This window comes from Tepidanaerobacter sp. EBM-38 (assembly GCA_001896545.1).
GTDB lineage: Bacteria > Bacillota > Thermosediminibacteria > Thermosediminibacterales > Tepidanaerobacteraceae > Tepidanaerobacter.
The window spans coordinates 1-16,422 of the sequence record MPOT01000008.1 but is presented as its reverse complement, the minus strand read 5'-3'; the positions used below and the strand labels follow the sequence as shown (position 1 = coordinate 16,422).

The 16,422-nt window shown below is 35.2% G+C and carries 16 protein-coding genes; all 16 read left to right on the top strand.

Annotation, left to right across the window (positions count from 1 at the left end; translation table 11 throughout):
• The first annotated feature begins 163 nt into the window (after positions 1 to 163).
• The 16 genes from sigG (at position 164) to yunB (ending at position 16,118) form a co-directional block, all read left to right on the top strand.
• Positions 164 to 937 (top strand): RNA polymerase sporulation sigma factor SigG, encoded by a 774-nt coding sequence (sigG, locus tag BUC45_RS00610; protein ID WP_296969394.1) that lies wholly within the window; start codon positions 164 to 166, stop codon positions 935 to 937.
• Positions 938 to 1,214: 277 nt separating this feature from the next.
• Entirely contained in the window at positions 1,215 to 1,472 is a 258-nt protein-coding gene (locus tag BUC45_RS00605; protein WP_013778221.1) for a YlmC/YmxH family sporulation protein, read from the top strand.
• A gap of 61 nt (positions 1,473 to 1,533) precedes the next feature.
• Positions 1,534 to 1,989, top strand: coding sequence for a transcriptional regulator NrdR (nrdR, locus tag BUC45_RS00600; protein WP_296969392.1), 456 nt, complete (start codon positions 1,534 to 1,536; stop codon positions 1,987 to 1,989).
• Between the two features lie 28 nt (positions 1,990 to 2,017).
• Positions 2,018 to 3,739: a radical SAM protein gene (locus tag BUC45_RS00595; RefSeq protein ID WP_296969388.1), complete on the top strand. Its 1,722-nt coding sequence runs from the start codon at positions 2,018 to 2,020 to the stop codon at positions 3,737 to 3,739.
• Positions 3,740 to 3,917: 178 nt separating this feature from the next.
• Positions 3,918 to 4,616 (top strand): DUF1614 domain-containing protein, encoded by a 699-nt coding sequence (locus BUC45_RS00590; protein WP_296969386.1) that lies wholly within the window; start codon positions 3,918 to 3,920, stop codon positions 4,614 to 4,616.
• Positions 4,597 to 5,763, top strand: coding sequence for a stage II sporulation protein P (locus BUC45_RS00585; RefSeq protein WP_296969383.1), 1,167 nt, complete (start codon positions 4,597 to 4,599; stop codon positions 5,761 to 5,763). Before BUC45_RS00590 ends, BUC45_RS00585 begins: the two co-directional genes overlap by 20 nt.
• Before the next feature lie 34 nt (positions 5,764 to 5,797).
• The gene (locus BUC45_RS00580; protein ID WP_296969381.1) at positions 5,798 to 6,280 is read left to right on the top strand and encodes a DUF3189 family protein; all 483 of its coding nucleotides are present in this window, start codon (positions 5,798 to 5,800) and stop codon (positions 6,278 to 6,280) included.
• Positions 6,277 to 6,750 carry a DUF3189 family protein gene (locus BUC45_RS00575; protein ID WP_296969378.1) on the top strand — a complete coding sequence of 158 codons (474 nt, stop codon included), beginning with the start codon at positions 6,277 to 6,279 and terminating at the stop codon, positions 6,748 to 6,750. The genes BUC45_RS00580 and BUC45_RS00575 overlap by 4 nt, the downstream gene beginning before the upstream one ends.
• Positions 6,751 to 6,871: 121 nt before the next feature.
• Positions 6,872 to 8,191: a ribosome biogenesis GTPase Der gene (gene der, locus BUC45_RS00570; RefSeq protein ID WP_296969376.1), complete on the top strand. Its 1,320-nt coding sequence runs from the start codon at positions 6,872 to 6,874 to the stop codon at positions 8,189 to 8,191.
• Between the two features lie 2 nt (positions 8,192 to 8,193).
• The gene (locus tag BUC45_RS00565) at positions 8,194 to 9,228 is read left to right on the top strand and encodes an NAD(P)H-dependent glycerol-3-phosphate dehydrogenase (RefSeq protein WP_296969373.1); all 1,035 of its coding nucleotides are present in this window, start codon (positions 8,194 to 8,196) and stop codon (positions 9,226 to 9,228) included.
• Between the two features lie 179 nt (positions 9,229 to 9,407).
• Positions 9,408 to 10,886, top strand: coding sequence for a stage IV sporulation protein A (gene spoIVA, locus BUC45_RS00560; RefSeq protein WP_296969371.1), 1,479 nt, complete (start codon positions 9,408 to 9,410; stop codon positions 10,884 to 10,886).
• Positions 10,887 to 11,641: 755 nt separating this feature from the next.
• Entirely contained in the window at positions 11,642 to 11,917 is a 276-nt protein-coding gene (locus BUC45_RS00555) for an acylphosphatase (protein ID WP_296969368.1), read from the top strand.
• A 2-nt stretch (positions 11,918 to 11,919) separates the two neighbouring features.
• Positions 11,920 to 13,251: a replication-associated recombination protein A gene (locus tag BUC45_RS00550; RefSeq protein WP_366749397.1), complete on the top strand. Its 1,332-nt coding sequence runs from the start codon at positions 11,920 to 11,922 to the stop codon at positions 13,249 to 13,251.
• Positions 13,252 to 13,317: 66 nt separating this feature from the next.
• The gene (locus BUC45_RS00545; RefSeq protein ID WP_296969362.1) at positions 13,318 to 14,358 is read left to right on the top strand and encodes a chemotaxis response regulator protein-glutamate methylesterase; all 1,041 of its coding nucleotides are present in this window, start codon (positions 13,318 to 13,320) and stop codon (positions 14,356 to 14,358) included.
• A 27-nt stretch (positions 14,359 to 14,385) separates the two neighbouring features.
• Entirely contained in the window at positions 14,386 to 15,345 is a 960-nt protein-coding gene (locus tag BUC45_RS00540) for a P1 family peptidase (RefSeq protein WP_296969359.1), read from the top strand.
• A gap of 125 nt (positions 15,346 to 15,470) precedes the next feature.
• Entirely contained in the window at positions 15,471 to 16,118 is a 648-nt protein-coding gene (gene yunB, locus BUC45_RS00535) for a sporulation protein YunB (RefSeq protein ID WP_296969357.1), read from the top strand.
• The last annotated feature ends 304 nt before the right edge of the window (positions 16,119 to 16,422 follow it).

The following is a 16,422-nucleotide window of genomic DNA, read 5'->3' as shown; positions in this document are numbered from 1 at the left end:
TTGTTCAATAGGAAAAATTGCAATTGAGCGAAAAGAGCAGGCCGGAAAAGATGGCCTGCTCTTTTCTGGCTCAACTGCAATTCTTTCCTTATTTATTATGCATAAAAACTCCTCCTAATGGCAAAACTTTAAATGAAGACTGGAAAGACAGGAGGAGGTTTCTATGATTGTAAATAAAGTTGAGATATGCGGAGTTGATACTTCAAAACTTCCGGTCCTTTCCAATGCGAAGATGAAGGAGTTATTTTTACAGCTTCAAAAAGGCGATAAAAGCGCTAGAGAAAAACTAATTAGTAGTAATTTAAGGCTGGTTTTAAGTGTAATACAAAGATTTAATAATCGTGGAGAATACGTGGATGATTTATTTCAAGTTGGCTGTATTGGTTTAATAAAGGCAATAGATAACTTCGATTTGAGCCAAAATGTAAAATTTTCAACATATGCTGTTCCAATGATAATTGGTGAAATACGTAGGTATTTGAGAGACAATAATCAAATAAGAGTAAGTCGTTCTCTTAGAGATACTGCATATAAAGCCCTTCAAGTAAGAGATAGTTTGGTTACCAAAAACTCTAGAGAACCGTCCATAAATGAAGTGGCTAAAGAAATGAACATGCCCAGCGAAGAAGTCGTATTTGCATTAGATGCTATTCAGGAACCTGTTTCTCTATTTGAACCAATCTACCATGATGGGGGAGATCCAATCTTTGTAATGGATCAAATAAGTGACGAGAAAAATCAAGATGACCAATGGCTTCAAGGCATATCTATTAAGGAAGCAATGCAAAGATTGGGCGAAAGAGAAAAGAAGATTTTAAATTTGAGATTTTTTGAAGGGAAAACACAAATGGAGGTTGCCCAGGAAATTGGCATATCACAGGCACAGGTTTCCCGACTTGAAAAAGCAGCACTTAAGCATATGAGGAAATTTATATAAATGGAGATGATGCGGATGCCGATGCGGTTGTGTTTAAGTAGATGTATTGTGTTAGCTATAACATTTCTAGTTTTAATGAATTTCTATTTAGCGCCCAAGAGCGTTGTTGCATATAATACCAAGAATTTAACCACGATGAATATTATGGCAAGACAAGATATAACAAAAAGCATTAATACAAACTAAGGTCTTTCAAGACCTTAGTTTTTTTATTCACGTTTTTTGTATTTCAGTAATATACTTATATATGATAATATAAATTATGGAGGTTGTATATATGATTAAGACATCAGATTTAAAACAAAGAGAGGTCATAAATATAACTGATGGCAAAAGACTGGGTTTTGTTACAGATTTAGATATTGATTTAGAGAAAGGTGTAGTAAAATCTATAATAATTCCTGGACAAAATAAAGTATTCAGTTTTTTTTCTAAGTCAGGAGATTATGTAATACCATGGGAACAAATAAAAAGAATAGGCTCCGATGTTATTCTAGTGGAATTAGATTATATTAATCCAACAAGACTAGAATGATTCAAATTGCTTTATATTTGCCGGGAGAAGCTTTATAATAGTTGTAAAAGGAGGTGGCTGAATGAAATGCCCATTTTGCGGAAATACCGACAGCAAGGTTATGGATTCAAGGCCAACAGAGGAAGGAACTATAATACGACGGCGTCGGGAATGCCCTTCATGCAAAAAAAGATTTACAACTTATGAAAGGGTTGATGAGTTACCGCTGACTGTAATAAAAAAGAGCGGAATGCGGGAGGTCTTTGATCCGCATAAAATAATAAACGGTTTAATTAAAGCCTGTGAAAAAAGGCCCATTTCTATAGACGATCTCCAAAACATTGCAAATGATATAGAAAAAGAGCTAAAAAATACGATGGAACAGGAAATTGAAAGCCGCAGGATTGGCGAGATGGTAATGAATAGACTAAAGGAAATGGATGAAGTGGCTTATGTCCGATTTGCATCGGTCTATAGACAATTTAAAGACATAGATTCTTATATTGAAGAAATAAAAAAATTAAAAAACAATAAGTAATTATTTTATGCTTTATGGAGGCAGTTAAATGACCGGAAAGTATCAGGACAAAGTTATCATGAAAAATATTATATCAAGTGAAACAGCTTTTACGCCTGCAAAAACCATAGGATCTGTGCCTGTAAATGTTTCATTAGTATATCCGAATACTTACAGTGTCGGAATGTCTAATCTGGGATTTCATTCTATATTTTTTCAGATAAATTCAAGAGATGATGCATTGTGTCACAGGGCTTTTCTTTCTTTGAAAAATAGCTATACTCATGAAATTAATACATTGGAAGCGGACAAACCTATAAATGAATATGACATTATTGGGTTTTCTATATCTTTTGAAATGGATTATATAAATATTATCAAAATCCTTGAAACGATGAAGATTCCGGTTTTTTCGCAAGACAGACAAGCACCATTAATAATGGCCGGTGGACCTGCAGCCACTTTTAATCCAGAACCGCTAGCACCTTTTGTGGATTTTTTTGTTGTCGGCGAAGGCGAAGAAGTAATTCATGAAATAATGGCAAAATATAAGGAATTTAAGAACAGGGAAAAACAGGAGATACTTGAAGCTTTAGCACAAATAGAGGGAGTTTACGTTCCTTCATTTTATGATATTGAATATGATAGAGAAGGCAATGTTCAGAACATAACAACTACATCTCTTGCGCCGGGTCAAATAAAGAAACGATGGGTAAAAGATATAAACAAGTATGATACTGAATCGGTTATTTTAACGCCTTATACTGAATTTAAGGATATGTTTTTAATAGAGATATCAAGAGGATGCGGCAGAAATTGTAGATTTTGTATGGCAGGATATTGTTATAGAGTCCCTCGCTATAGATCTATGGATAAAATATTGGAACGATCGAAATTTGGCCTAAAATACAAAGAAAAAATTGGGCTTGTTGGAGCAGCTGTTTCGGATTACCCCTTTATTGATGAGCTCGCCGAGAAGTTTGTAGAAAACGGTATTAAATTTTCAGTATCGTCACTAAGGGCCGATACATTGCGAGAGCCTTTAATGATGGGACTTGCCTATAGTGGCCATAAAACATTGACCGTTGCACCTGAAGCCGGTTCTAATAGGTTAAGAAAAATTATAAATAAAGGAATCACAGATGAACATGTAATAAATGCTGTAAAGTTGGCATATCAATATAGCATTGAAAATGTGAAATTATATTACATCATAGGCTTGCCGGGGGAAACCGAGGATGATATAGATGAAATGATAGATTTTTTAACATTTTTAAAGGATTACATGAAAGCATTGGGAAATAAGCGCGGCAACCTTACTATAAGTATAAATCCCTTTATCCCCAAACCCTTTACCCCCTTTCAGTGGCTAGGAATGGAGCCTGTGGGATTGTTAAATGAAAGGATTAAATTAATACAAAACCGTTTAAAACCTAAAGGAATAAAAGTGATTTTTGAAAGCCCACGCCTTTCTGAAATCCAATCTGCTCTTTCCCGAGGAAATCGACAAACAGGTCTGCTGCTTTATGATATATATAAAAGCGGTGCTAGGACTTCAGCCTTTAATAAAGCAGAAATTGACGGCAAAGGGATAAAATATTATGCACATAGACAATTACGCAAGAATGATGTTTTGCCATGGGACCATATCAATTTAGGTTTAAAAAAGGAATATTTTATTTCTGAATATAATCGAGCAATCAAAGGTGAAGCTACAGCAAGATGTACTGATGAAAAATGCAAAGCATGTAAGATTTGTCAGCATAAATAGAATAAGTAAAACGCATATAAAGTTTCAATCCAAGCTACATTAATTTGTGTAGCTTTTTTATTGTTTTGAGATTGTAATTTTAGCTGCAACATTATTTGGATTAACCATGTAATAAGTATATTTTTAAAATTCTACGGGCAACCTAATGACAGGAATTTTTCTAGAAAGGAGTAAAAAAATGCCTGTAGGAGTTATTTTACTGATTTTAATAGCGGTAATGATTTATTTCGGATTATTACAAAGGGTCTTGGATAGGATGCGTATAACTGATAGTATGGCAATAATATTTATTGGAGCAATGGTAATAGGAAGTTTTTTACCAAATATTCCTATTGGATCTCGAATCTCTATAAATATTGGCGGCGGTATTATACCGATTGTTATTGCTATTTACCTTATTGCTACTTCTGATGAAGATATAGAAAAGGTAAGATCTATAATTGCATCTATTATAACTGGAATTACAGTTTATATTGCCGGTAAAGTATTGCCTGCGGAACCGGGGACAATGTTTATTGAGCCAATAATAGCTTTTTCTATCTTAGCAGGTATTATAGCCTACGTCTTTGGACGCTCAAGAAGAGGAGCATTTATAGCCGGTATTTTAGGAATAACAATAAGTGACATCATTTCAGCTTTTGGTATTACAGGAAGACCTGTGGGGACAACTATTGGAGGAGCAGGAATCTTAGACGCAGTAGTCATTTCAGGGGTAATTGCGGTTGGATTATGTGAAATAGTCGGTGAAACCGGTGAAAAACTTAAGGGTGGAAGCTGGGCTGTTAAGAAATCAAAGAAAGAATCTTCGCAAACAAATGTAATGCTAAAAAATGAAGAGCCTAAGGAAGAAGGTGAAAATGATGAGAGCAACAAATAAGTATAAGATACCGACTAAAATAATCACAATCATTATAGCATTAATACTTCTGTGGGCTCCGACGGCGTTAGCCGAGCAAGAAATGGAAAAAGGCTATTACATCGTTTATGAAGAAGGAACTAATAAAAAAATATTTTCAACGGCTAGAGTCCTCAGCGTAGGAGATCAATATTTGAACGAACAGAATATATTATATGAAATCGTTAAGGTATCCGGCAATAAAGCTTATGCTAAATTTAAAGAAGAGGTAGATATCGAGCAAGCGCTAGAGCTACCAGAATTACAAGTTGCTGCAGAAATTTTTCAGGATAAACAGGATACGTTAAAAACGTCTGGTGAAAAGAAAGAGAAAGTTGTTGCAATATACCATACGCATAGCGATGAGTCATATATACCAACCGATGGCAAAGCAAGCATTCCATATAAAGGAGGAATTTTTAAAGTCGGTTCGGCTTTGAAAACAGCCTTAGAAAAAAAGGGCATAAAAGTGATTCAGTCATATCAACCACATGACCCTCACGATTCAATGGCATATCAAAGATCACGACGTACTGCAACTGAACTTTTAAAAAATGCTCCAGATGCGATTATAGATATCCATCGTGATGGGGTTCCAGCCGAAGAATATCAAGGCCAGGTAAAAGGCCAAACAATAGCTAAGATGCAGTTAGTAGTAGGCCGACAAAATCCCCAACTGAATACTATAGATAATTTTGCTAAACAGATTAAGGCAACAGCTGATAAAAAATATCCAGGACTCATCAAAGGAATTTTTTATGGAAAAGGTGGCTTTAATCAAGATCTTTATCCAAGAAGTATATTAATTGAAGCTGGCACTTACACAAATTCAAGATATAAGGCACAGGATGGAGCTAATATTTTAGCAGATGTTATTGCTACAACTCTTTATGGCGAGGACTATGAAAAAGAAATTGATCTAAGTGGAAGAAAAACTACAGAAGTACCAAAGGAGGGCAAAAATACATTTAAAACATTACTGTGGGTAATAGGCTTGGTAATTGTAGGTTTTGGAGGTTATATGCTTATTTCTACAGGAGGTATAAATGAATTATCAGCAAAACTTAAGAGCCTTTCTAGCAGAAAGTCGACATTAAATGAGAAAAAGAAAGATAATGACAATGAATAAACGATAAAAAACAAGAAGGAATGAGAAAACCAAGTTGAAAGTAATTTATTCTTGTTATTGGGGCAGCTACCTTGCTGTGGTAGCTGCTTCATTGCATCTAGAGTTAATTGATGTTAATAAATACAATAAAAACGATATTCTTTCACTACGTTTATTCAATAAAATAAGCGATATGGAGCTTGGAGAGCTTTTTCTTATAGGGATGGATGATAAAAAAAGCGAAATTTATGTAATGGGCTCAAAGAATTCCGGCAAAATATTAGAAAAAGCTTTAAAAGGTATTGCAGAGATATATGGCCTTAGGAAAGATTCAGTAATGTTAATAGATCTCAACCCTTATTACAATATTTTGCTGTTACTTGGAATTTTATTGATTAAAAGATTAGGTTTAATTAAAACAGGAATGAAGCTAGTGTTAAAAGGTATTGCAAAGAATTATGATAAGATAATAAAGAAGGTTCAGTGTGTTAAAGCCAAACCAATTTATGAAGAAAATAAGCAAGAGGTGAATAGATGAGAATATTCTATTGTTGTTATGGCAGTACCCATTCATCAGTGGTGGCAGCTTCCATTCATCTTGGTCTATTGCCTATTGAGCGAATTCCAACTTCAAATGAAATTAAACGTTTGCCATACTATGATAAAATAGAGACCTCTGAAATAGGAACGCCTTTTTATATGGGAAAAGATGAATTTAACTCAGAGATTTTTATATTGGGCATGGCAAACCATAGAAAATTAATAAGAAAGGCTATACTAAGTTTTTTAGAACATTCAGGATTGGATGTTCAAGATTTATTGATGATAGATACTCTAAAAAATGTAAATATGATAACTAAGGTAGGAGGTTTTTTTTCTAGGAGATTAGGTCTTGTGAGTATTGGTAGGCCGTTGACGATTATAGGTATTCAGCAAAAATATGAAAGCTTCATTGCCTTAGTAAATGATGTAAAAATGAAAGAACAAATGATGACAAATTTAACTTGACTTAAAACTGTTTTTTGACATAATATTAATATCAGGTAATATAACTTGATATAAAACGAATATATGAGTTAATCAGGATTCATCTATTGATTTGCAGAAATATGATTATGGGGGCTATAAAATGAGTTTTATTGTTGCAATTGTTGGAAAGCCAAATGTTGGGAAATCAACACTGTTTAACAGAATTATCGGAAAAAGAATCTCTATCGTTGATGATAAACCTGGTGTAACCCGTGACAGGATATATGGAGAAGCAGAATGGAATGGCAAAAAGTTTACCTTGGTTGATACCGGAGGTATAGAGCCGGCAAGTAAAGACATAATACTTAGTCAAATGAAGCGTCAAGCGGATTTTGCCATCGAAACTGCAAATCTAATTCTGTTTATGGTGGATGGAAAAGAGGGGCTTACTCCAACTGATTCAGATGTAGCTCAGATTTTAAGGAGAAGTGGCAAACCGGTCTTATTAGTCGTTAATAAGGTAGATAACTATACAAATACAGCTTATGATTATGAATTTTATAAGTTGGGTTTTGGTGATCCGATATTCATTTCAGCAGTTCATGGTTTGGCGATAGGAGATTTGCTTGATAAAGTGACGGATTATATAGAAGAACCGCATATTTTGTCAGAAGATGACGACATTATTAAAGTAGCTATCATAGGTAAGCCTAATGTAGGAAAATCCTCACTTATAAATGCTATTTTAGGAGAGGAAAGGGTTATAGTAAGCGACATTCCCGGAACTACAAGAGATGCTATCGATTCGTATTTTGAAGTTGATGGGAAAAAGATGCTTTTTATTGATACGGCAGGGCTTAGAAAAAAGAGTAGGATAAGTGAAGATGTGGAATATTACAGTACTGTGCGGGCTCTAGGTGCTATAGACCGGGCAGATGTTGTACTAATGGTATTAGATGCATCACAGAATATATCGGAACAGGATAAAAGGATAGCAGGTATTGCACATGAAGCCGGAAAAGCAGTAATAATAATCGTAAACAAATGGGATTTGATAGATAAGGATTCATATACAACTGATGAATTTAGCAAAAAAATAAAAAATGAATTGGCTTTTATGCAATATGCGCCTATTGTCTACGTTTCAGCTAAAACAGGCCAGAGAGTCGGCCGCATTTTAGAACTTATAAATTTTGTCATGGACAATTATACTTTTAGAGTCAAGACAAGTTTATTAAATGAATTAGTAAGAGAAGCTACTGCCGTATCAGAACCACCATCTATCAAGGGAAGAAAATTGAAAATCTTTTATGCTACACAGATAGGAATAAAGCCGCCGACCTTTGTTTTTTTTGTAAATGATATAAAGCTTTTTCATTTTTCATATGCAAGGTATTTAGAGAATACTCTTCGCCAGACTTTTGGATTTGAAGGAACTCCCATAATTATAAAACCAAGGCAAAGGAAGGGAGAAGACTGAATATGTTAAAAGTAGCAGTGATAGGTGCTGGAAGCTGGGGGACTGCTTTAGCTAATATAGCAGCCGAAAATGCTAATTGTACATACCTTTGGGTTAGGCGGAAGAAATTAGCAGATGAAATGATAGAAACACATGAGAACAGATTATATTTGCCCGGTGTAAAAATATCGACAGAAATAAAAATTTCTACAAACCTTAATGAGGTAGCATCAAAAGCTGATATTGTTATAATGGCAGTTCCATCTCATGCAGTTAGGGTTATGGTTAAGCAGTTACGATATCATTTAAAAAATGATGCTGTTGTTGTAAGTGCTTCTAAGGGTATAGAACTCGACAGTTTTAAACGTATGTCACAAGTTTTGGCTGAAGAACTATACGATGGAGACAATAAAAATATCGTAGCACTATCAGGGCCTAGTCATGCCGAAGAAGTAATTAGGAATCTGCCAACTGCAATAGTGGCAGCTTCTTCTAATCAGCATGCAGCCGAAATTCTTCAGGATGCTCTTATGAATACCAATTTTAGAGTCTATACGAATACCGATATTATTGGAGTTGAACTAGGCGGCGCACTGAAAAATGTGATAGCTATTTGTTCGGGGATTTCCGATGGTCTTGGATTTGGCGATAATAGTCGAGCGGCTTTAATGACTCGTGGCATAGCTGAAATAACCAGGCTGGGTATAGCACTTGGTGCACAACCCGAAACTTTTTCAGGTCTTTCGGGAATTGGAGATCTCATCGTAACTTGCAGTAGCCAATTTAGCCGTAATCGAAAAGCAGGCATGAAAATAGGTCAAGGAAAGACGGTAAAAGAAATTATAGAATCTACTAATATGGTTATAGAAGGCTTTAATACAACTAAAGCAACATTTTTACTGGCTAAAAAATATGGAATCGAGATGCCCATAACTGAACAAGCATATTTAGTACTTTTTGAGGGTAAAGATCCTGCAACTGCTGTTAATTCTCTTATGAATAGAGTCGGCAAGCATGAACATGAGGATACAATTTCACAAAATTTTTTTATACATTAAAAAACGTGGAAATCCACGTTTTTTTGTTTTTTAAGTAATAAACAATATACCTTGTCATATATATATATTGTATATTGTTAAAGTAAATCACCCCTCCACTGGAAACTCGGATAAGCTTTAACAACAAAAGTAAGGCATTATTAATTTGAAGGGGGGGAAAGAAAAAAGGAGGGAAATGAATGGAAAAATTTGATTTATTTAAAGATATTGTTGAAAGGACCGGAGGGGATATTTATATTGGCGTAGTAGGACCTGTACGTGCGGGTAAATCGACATTTGTTAAAAAATTTATGGAACTGATGGTTATACCTAATATACCGGATTCTAATGAACGTTTAAGAGCTAAGGATGAGCTTCCGCAAAGCGGTGCAGGTAGAACCATTACTACTGCAGAACCAAAATTTATTCCAAGTGAAGCCATAGAAATAACCATTAAAGACAATATTAAGTTCAGGGTTAGATTGGTAGATAATGTTGGTTACAGTGTCAGAGGTGCTTTGGGATATGAGGATGAAAATGGCCCCAGAATGGTAACCACACCTTGGTTTGAAGAAGAGATTCCCTTCCAGGAAGCTGCTGAGATCGGGACAAGAAAGGTTATTGAAGAACACTCGACATTGGGCTTAGTTGTGACTACTGACGGAACTGTTACTGAGATTCCAAGAGAAAACTATGTTCCAGCCGAAGAGAGAATTGTTGAAGAATTAAAATCCATAGGTAAGCCCTTTGTTATTGTGTTGAATACGGCACAACCTTATGATGAAAAAACCAAAGATATAAAAGAAATACTTGAGTCTAAATATGATGTACCAGTATTGCCTGTAGATTGCGTGAATATGGATGTGGAGGATATATATAAAATATTAGAAGAAGTTCTTTACGAGTTCCCAATTATGGAAATAAATATAAGTATACCCGACTGGATTCAAGCGCTAGAGAAGGAACATTGGCTTAGACAGAAATTTGAAGAAGCAATTAAAGACACCGTAAAAGATATAAAACGCTTGAGGGATATGGAAAAAACTTTGGAAGTTTCAAAGATCTATGATTTTATTGAAAAAGTTCAACTAAAAGAAATGAATTTAGGTTCAGGAGTAGCAGAAGTTTTAATGGATGTCAGGAAAGACCTGTTTTACCAGGTCCTTAGTGAATTCTCTGATATGACAATAACGGGAGAAAAAGACCTTTTACAAATCATGGGAGAACTGACCGAGGCAAAGAAAGCCTATGACAAGGTGGCTAAAGCCTTAGAAGATGTTCAGAAGGTAGGCTATGGGATAGTACCTCCTCAATTAGATGAGATGACCTTGGAGGAACCGGAGATTATTCGTCAAGGAGGCAGGTTCGGTGTTAAGCTAAAAGCTGTAGCGCCGTCCATTCACATGATAAGAACTGATATTAATGCGGAAGTATCACCTATTATCGGTACGGAAAGACAGAGTGAAGAACTTATTAATTATTTAATGAGTGAATTTGAAAGCGATCCATCAAAACTTTGGGAAACTAATTTGTTTGGCAAATCTTTAAATGATCTTGTGCGCGAAGGAATACAAAATAAGCTCTTGAATATGCCAGAATCAGCACAAGGAAAGATTCAAGAGACACTCCAACGTATTGTAAATGAAGGCAGTGGCGGATTAATCTGCATAATTCTTTAATATGACACTCCTTTAAATACAATAAATATAACAGACACAAAAATTAATTTTGCTGCAGGAAATTTCTTTTGCTATGTTATATTCAACATAAAGTTTGCTCTATCATTACAATCATAAACCATAAATAGATATTTCTAAGTTTAAATTAGCTTTTTACGGCAGAATTAAAATTTTAATATATAAAATTTAGTAGCAAACTTCCTAGTAAAGAATTAGAGGTCAGATAGGTTGATGTAAACCTATCTGACCTCTAATTTATATTTAACTTGTAATAATGAAATACATTTTCATTATTACTACCATAGCAGGATTTTCTAATAAGAACATAGAAAATAACCTTATATATAAATTAAATGTTCAAGGATGTTTAATATTGATTTTTTCATAAGATCATTCTACCCCTATTTATTTTTTTAGACTATCCACGAAGAATCCTATTAAACGGATTCTACTTTAATATTTCTTCAACAGTCTTGAAGGTCTTAGATGATGTATATAGATCATTCTTATTGCTTGTAACAATCAAAAAGAATTGCTCGTAGAGCACACTTGATTTATGCTACGGTACTTGATTTTAAAATTTTCCTAAGTTATTATTACTGGTAATATTATAGCCGTTTTATTCTTTTACTCGATGTTTCTTAGCTCGTCAAGTAATTCTAATATTAGTAGAGCTATTATACTTTAAATATCATCATATTAATAATCCATTTTTGGCGGTTAGTCAAAATGACTTGTTACAGAGGTGGCTTTTAATGAAAAAATCTGCTTGCATTTTTCTTTATGGAATAGTTCAAGGCGTAGGTATGCGATATTCAGTTTATAGAAAAGCTGTAAGTCTGGGACTATCCGGATATGTTAAAAATATGCTTGACGGCAGTGTCAAGATTGAAGTTGAAGGGGATGAAGCAGCAATACTATCATTGCTGGATTATATTAAAAATGATGTTCGATGGGCTAAGGTTGAAAGGACAAAAGTAATTTGGAAAGACTATGAAGGGAAATATAAAGAATTTAAAATTTTTGGGTGATAATAATGAATGACCAAACCTCAATTTTTGATATTGACAAAAATAAAACTCCAGGCCCATTGGCGGATAGAATGAGGCCTAAAACGCTTGATGAATTCGAGGGTCAAGAACATTTACTTGGTGAAGGAAAGATATTGAGAAAACTTATTGAAAGTGATAGCATTACATCTATGATATTATGGGGACCGCCAGGAGTAGGTAAGACCACTCTTGCCAAAATTATTGCAGAGAAAACCCATGCTAAATTTGAAAATTTTAGTGCCGTGCTTTCAGGAATAAAGGAAATAAGAGAAGTTATGAAACAAGCTGAAGAACGTAGGCTATACGGTCAGAGAACATTACTTTTTATTGATGAAATTCATCGATTTAACAAATCACAGCAAGATGCTTTTCTGCCTTTTGTAGAAAAGGGAGACATAATTTTAATAGGAGCTACCACTGAAAATCCTTCTTTTGAATTAAATTCTGCTCTTCTTTCACGGTCAAAAGTGTTTGTATTAAATCCTTTAAAGTCAGAAAATATTGTAGCGCTGTTAAAAAGAGCTATAAAAGATAAAGAACGTGGATTAGGCAAGATGAATGTGAATGTTAATGATGAAACTCTTGAAAAGCTTGCAGTATATTCTAATGGAGATGCCAGAGTAGCATTGAACACGCTAGAACTTTCAGCACTAATTGCAATACCTGCAAAAGATGGTTCTATTTATATTACAGATGATATCCTTGAAGAAGCTTTTCAAAAGAAAACCTTCTTGTATGATAAAAAAGGCGAAGAACATTATAATCTTATATCGGCATTTCATAAATCTATAAGAAACAGTGATAGTGATGCTGCGATTTATTGGCTTGCTCGAATGCTAGAATCGGGTGAGGATCCACTGTATATAGCAAGAAGGATGATCCGCATTGCATCAGAAGATATAGGCTTAGCTGATCCGAAAGCTATGGAGCAGACAGTTGCAGCATTTCATGCAGCACATTTTATTGGCATGCCGGAGTGCAGCACAAGTTTGGCTCAGGCGGCGGTGTATCTGGCACTGGCGCCAAAATCCAATGCCATATATATTGGCTATCTTAAAGCAAAGGAAGATGCAGAAAAAACCATCGCACAACCTGTTCCGCTACATATAAGGAATGCTCCGACAAATCTAATGAAGAATTTAGGCTATGGCAAGGGGTATAAATATGCACATGATTTCGAAAACAAGGTTACATCTATGGAATGTCTGCCGGAAAATTTAATTGGCACACAATATTATTGCCCAACAGACATGGGAGAAGAGAAAAAATTTAAAGAAATAAAAGAGAAACTTAAATTGTTACAAGAGAAATAGTAGAAGATTCATGACACAAATATTAGTAAGCTAAATATAATAAATAATGGTTTGGGGGGCGGTATGATGGAAAGAATAAGGGTATTAGTCGTTGATGATTCGGCTTTTATGAGGAAGTATATATCGGATATAATAAATAAAGAACCTGATATGCAGGTGATTGATTCTGCGGGAGATGGGAATACAGCTATTGAAAAAATCAAGTCTTTAAAACCTGATGTAGTGACGCTAGATGTTGAAATGCCAGGTAAAAATGGGTTGGAAGTACTGAGAGAGATTAAGAAAACAAGTTCTGCTGAAGTAATTATGTTAAGCGGCCTTACCACTGAAGGCTCGGTTGTAACTATTGAAGCACTTAGTATAGGAGCTTTCGATTTTGTAGAAAAACCAGGTAGAGCGACGCTTTATCAAATGCAAGAAATGAAAAAGAATTTACTTGATAAGATACGCTATGCATGGAAACTTAAAAATAAAAAAGCAAATATGAATATGTCGAGAGTAGCTACCGAAGAAAAAAATGTACACATCAAGGCAAGCAGCAAGATTGAAGCAATAGCTTTAGGTGCATCTACCGGCGGTCCAAAAGTGCTGTATGATGTTATTACAAGTCTGCCTAAGGATATAGATGTGCCGGTATTTGTAGTGCAGCATATGCCTCCGGGATTTACCAAAGCTTTTGCAGATAGGTTGGATAAAAACAGTTTTCTTAGAGTAGTTGAAGCAAAGCACGAAGAGGCTATTAAGCCAGGGGTAGTTTATATAGCTCCCGGAGGATATCACATGATCGTAAATCCTGGGAAAATCATTCTTGATACATCTCCAGCTATTCATGGAGTAAGACCGGCAGTTGATAAATTGTTTATTTCAGCTGCCGAAGTTTATAAAGACAAGATTCTTTGCTGCGTTTTTACGGGAATGGGAAGAGATGGAGCTGAAGGTGTAAAGGCAATTAAAGCCAAAGGTGGTTTAACCATGGCTCAAGACGAAAGCACATCGGTTATTTACGGAATGCCCAGGGCTGCATATGAAACTGGGTGTGTTGATGTAGTCTTACCCGACCGTGAAATACCAAAGGAAATAGTTAAATTGGTAAAACAAAAGCTATAATTCTTAGCTTGAGAAAGGGATGTAAAGATGTTTGGCTGCTTGACCGATGTAAAAGGAATACAGGTAGGCCACGCTCAGGATTATGAAGGTGGGACTGGATGCACGGTTGTTTTATGTAGTGAAGGTGCAGTTGCCGGTGTTGATGTGCGTGGAGGAGCTCCGGGAACTCGAGAAACAGACTTGATGGCTCCTGAAAATTTAGTACAAAAAGTACATGCAGTATATTTGAGTGGTGGAAGTGCTTTTGGGCTTGATGGTGCATCGGGCGTCATGCATTATCTGGAGAAAAAAGGGATTGGTTTTGATGTGGGAGTAACAAAAGTTCCTATTGTACCAGCTGCAGTAATTTTCGATTTAACGGTTGGAGACTTTAGGAAAAGGCCTGATTTTAACATGGGGTATGAAGCTTGTTTGAATGCCAAGGCAAAAAACGATGAATTGGGAAATATTGGAGCAGGAACCGGAGCTACCGTAGGCAAATATTTTAGTGATGAGTTTTCCATGAAGGGCGGTCTGGGCACTGCTTCTATCAAAATTGGCGAATTAGTAGTGGCTGCTCTTGTAGTTGTGAATTGCTTAGGGGATGTAATAGACTATGATACAGGAAATATTTTGGCAGGAGCTTTAAATGAAACAAAAACAGGATTTGCAAACACCATTGAAAGTATAAAGAATGAACTAAAATCTAAAAACTTTTCTGGTAGAAATACCACTATTGGTGTAGTTGCTACGAACGCCTTGCTTTCTAAAGCCGGAGCAAAAAAGGCTGCTTCTATGGCGCATGACGGTTTTGCAAGGACTATTAGACCGGTTCATACTATGTTCGATGGAGATACTATTTTTTGTCTTTCATTGGGGAACATAGAAGCAGATGTTTCTACAATTGGAATCCTTGCAGCCGAAGTGGTTGCTAAGGCTATAGTATGTGCAGTAAAAAGTGCCGAACCAATGTATGGCAGAAAGGCATATAAATCCTTCTTTGACTAGCCTTGATATTTAAATTTTCTAGCTGCTAGTCATTTACGACATGTAATTTTTGCATCAATTAAAACGCTAAAAAAGTCACTTTATTCCCCTTTCATGCATAAAATAGACAGGAAGGGGGGCTTTTTATGTTTAGAGTCCGACGATTTTTAAGGACTTTAAAATTCAGGACCCTGAGAATTTATATATCAATTTTTCTATTTATTATCCTTTTTTTTGGTATGTTTAGCTTTATTGAGTATCAATTAACTCCTAACATAATAGCTATTGCTGAAGCTCAAGCGAGAATTATTGCAACAGAAGCTATTAACGAGGCGGTAAAAAACAAAATAGCAAAGAATGTGCAATACAAGGATTTAATATCAATACATAAAGATACCAGCGGTCAGATAACTTTAATTCAAATAAATACTGTAGAAATAAATAGACTAGAGTCGGAAACCGCATTAGAAGTAATAAAGGCCTTACGCAAAGTAACTATGGATGGAATTACATTACCTATAGGCTCGGCTACAGGCAGCAAAATATTATCAAATCTTGGTCCTGCAATACATCTGTCGTTATTACCTGCTGGTACTGCACATGTTAATACGGTCGAGGCTTTTGAAGAGGCAGGCATAAATCAAACAAGACACATTATAGTTCTGGAAGTAATAACTAATATTCAAATAATACAACCTTTGCTCAGCTCAAATATAACCGTCAAGACAGATGTTCCTTTAGTAGAAACTATTATTATTGGAAATGTTCCTCGTGCGATTTTGGATTTCAAATAATATATTATAACAATGAAAAAGCACGATATGTGAAGCATATAAGAGGATTTTGGACTAGAAATTAAAAGGCGATTGTTTGCAATAATTGAAGTTAAAATCTGTTTATGATATATTATACCACGTTGGCCGTTTCCGTGTTAGACTAAAGCTGAGAAACGGTTGATGCAGATTGGATAGACTTATTACACACTTATAAAATTATCACAGAGTTAATTGCTTTGTTCCAAGGCCCAGACTATATAATGGTTTGATGGCATGCAAAAAATAATTTTACCCCATAAAAAAACAATAAAATGGGCAATTC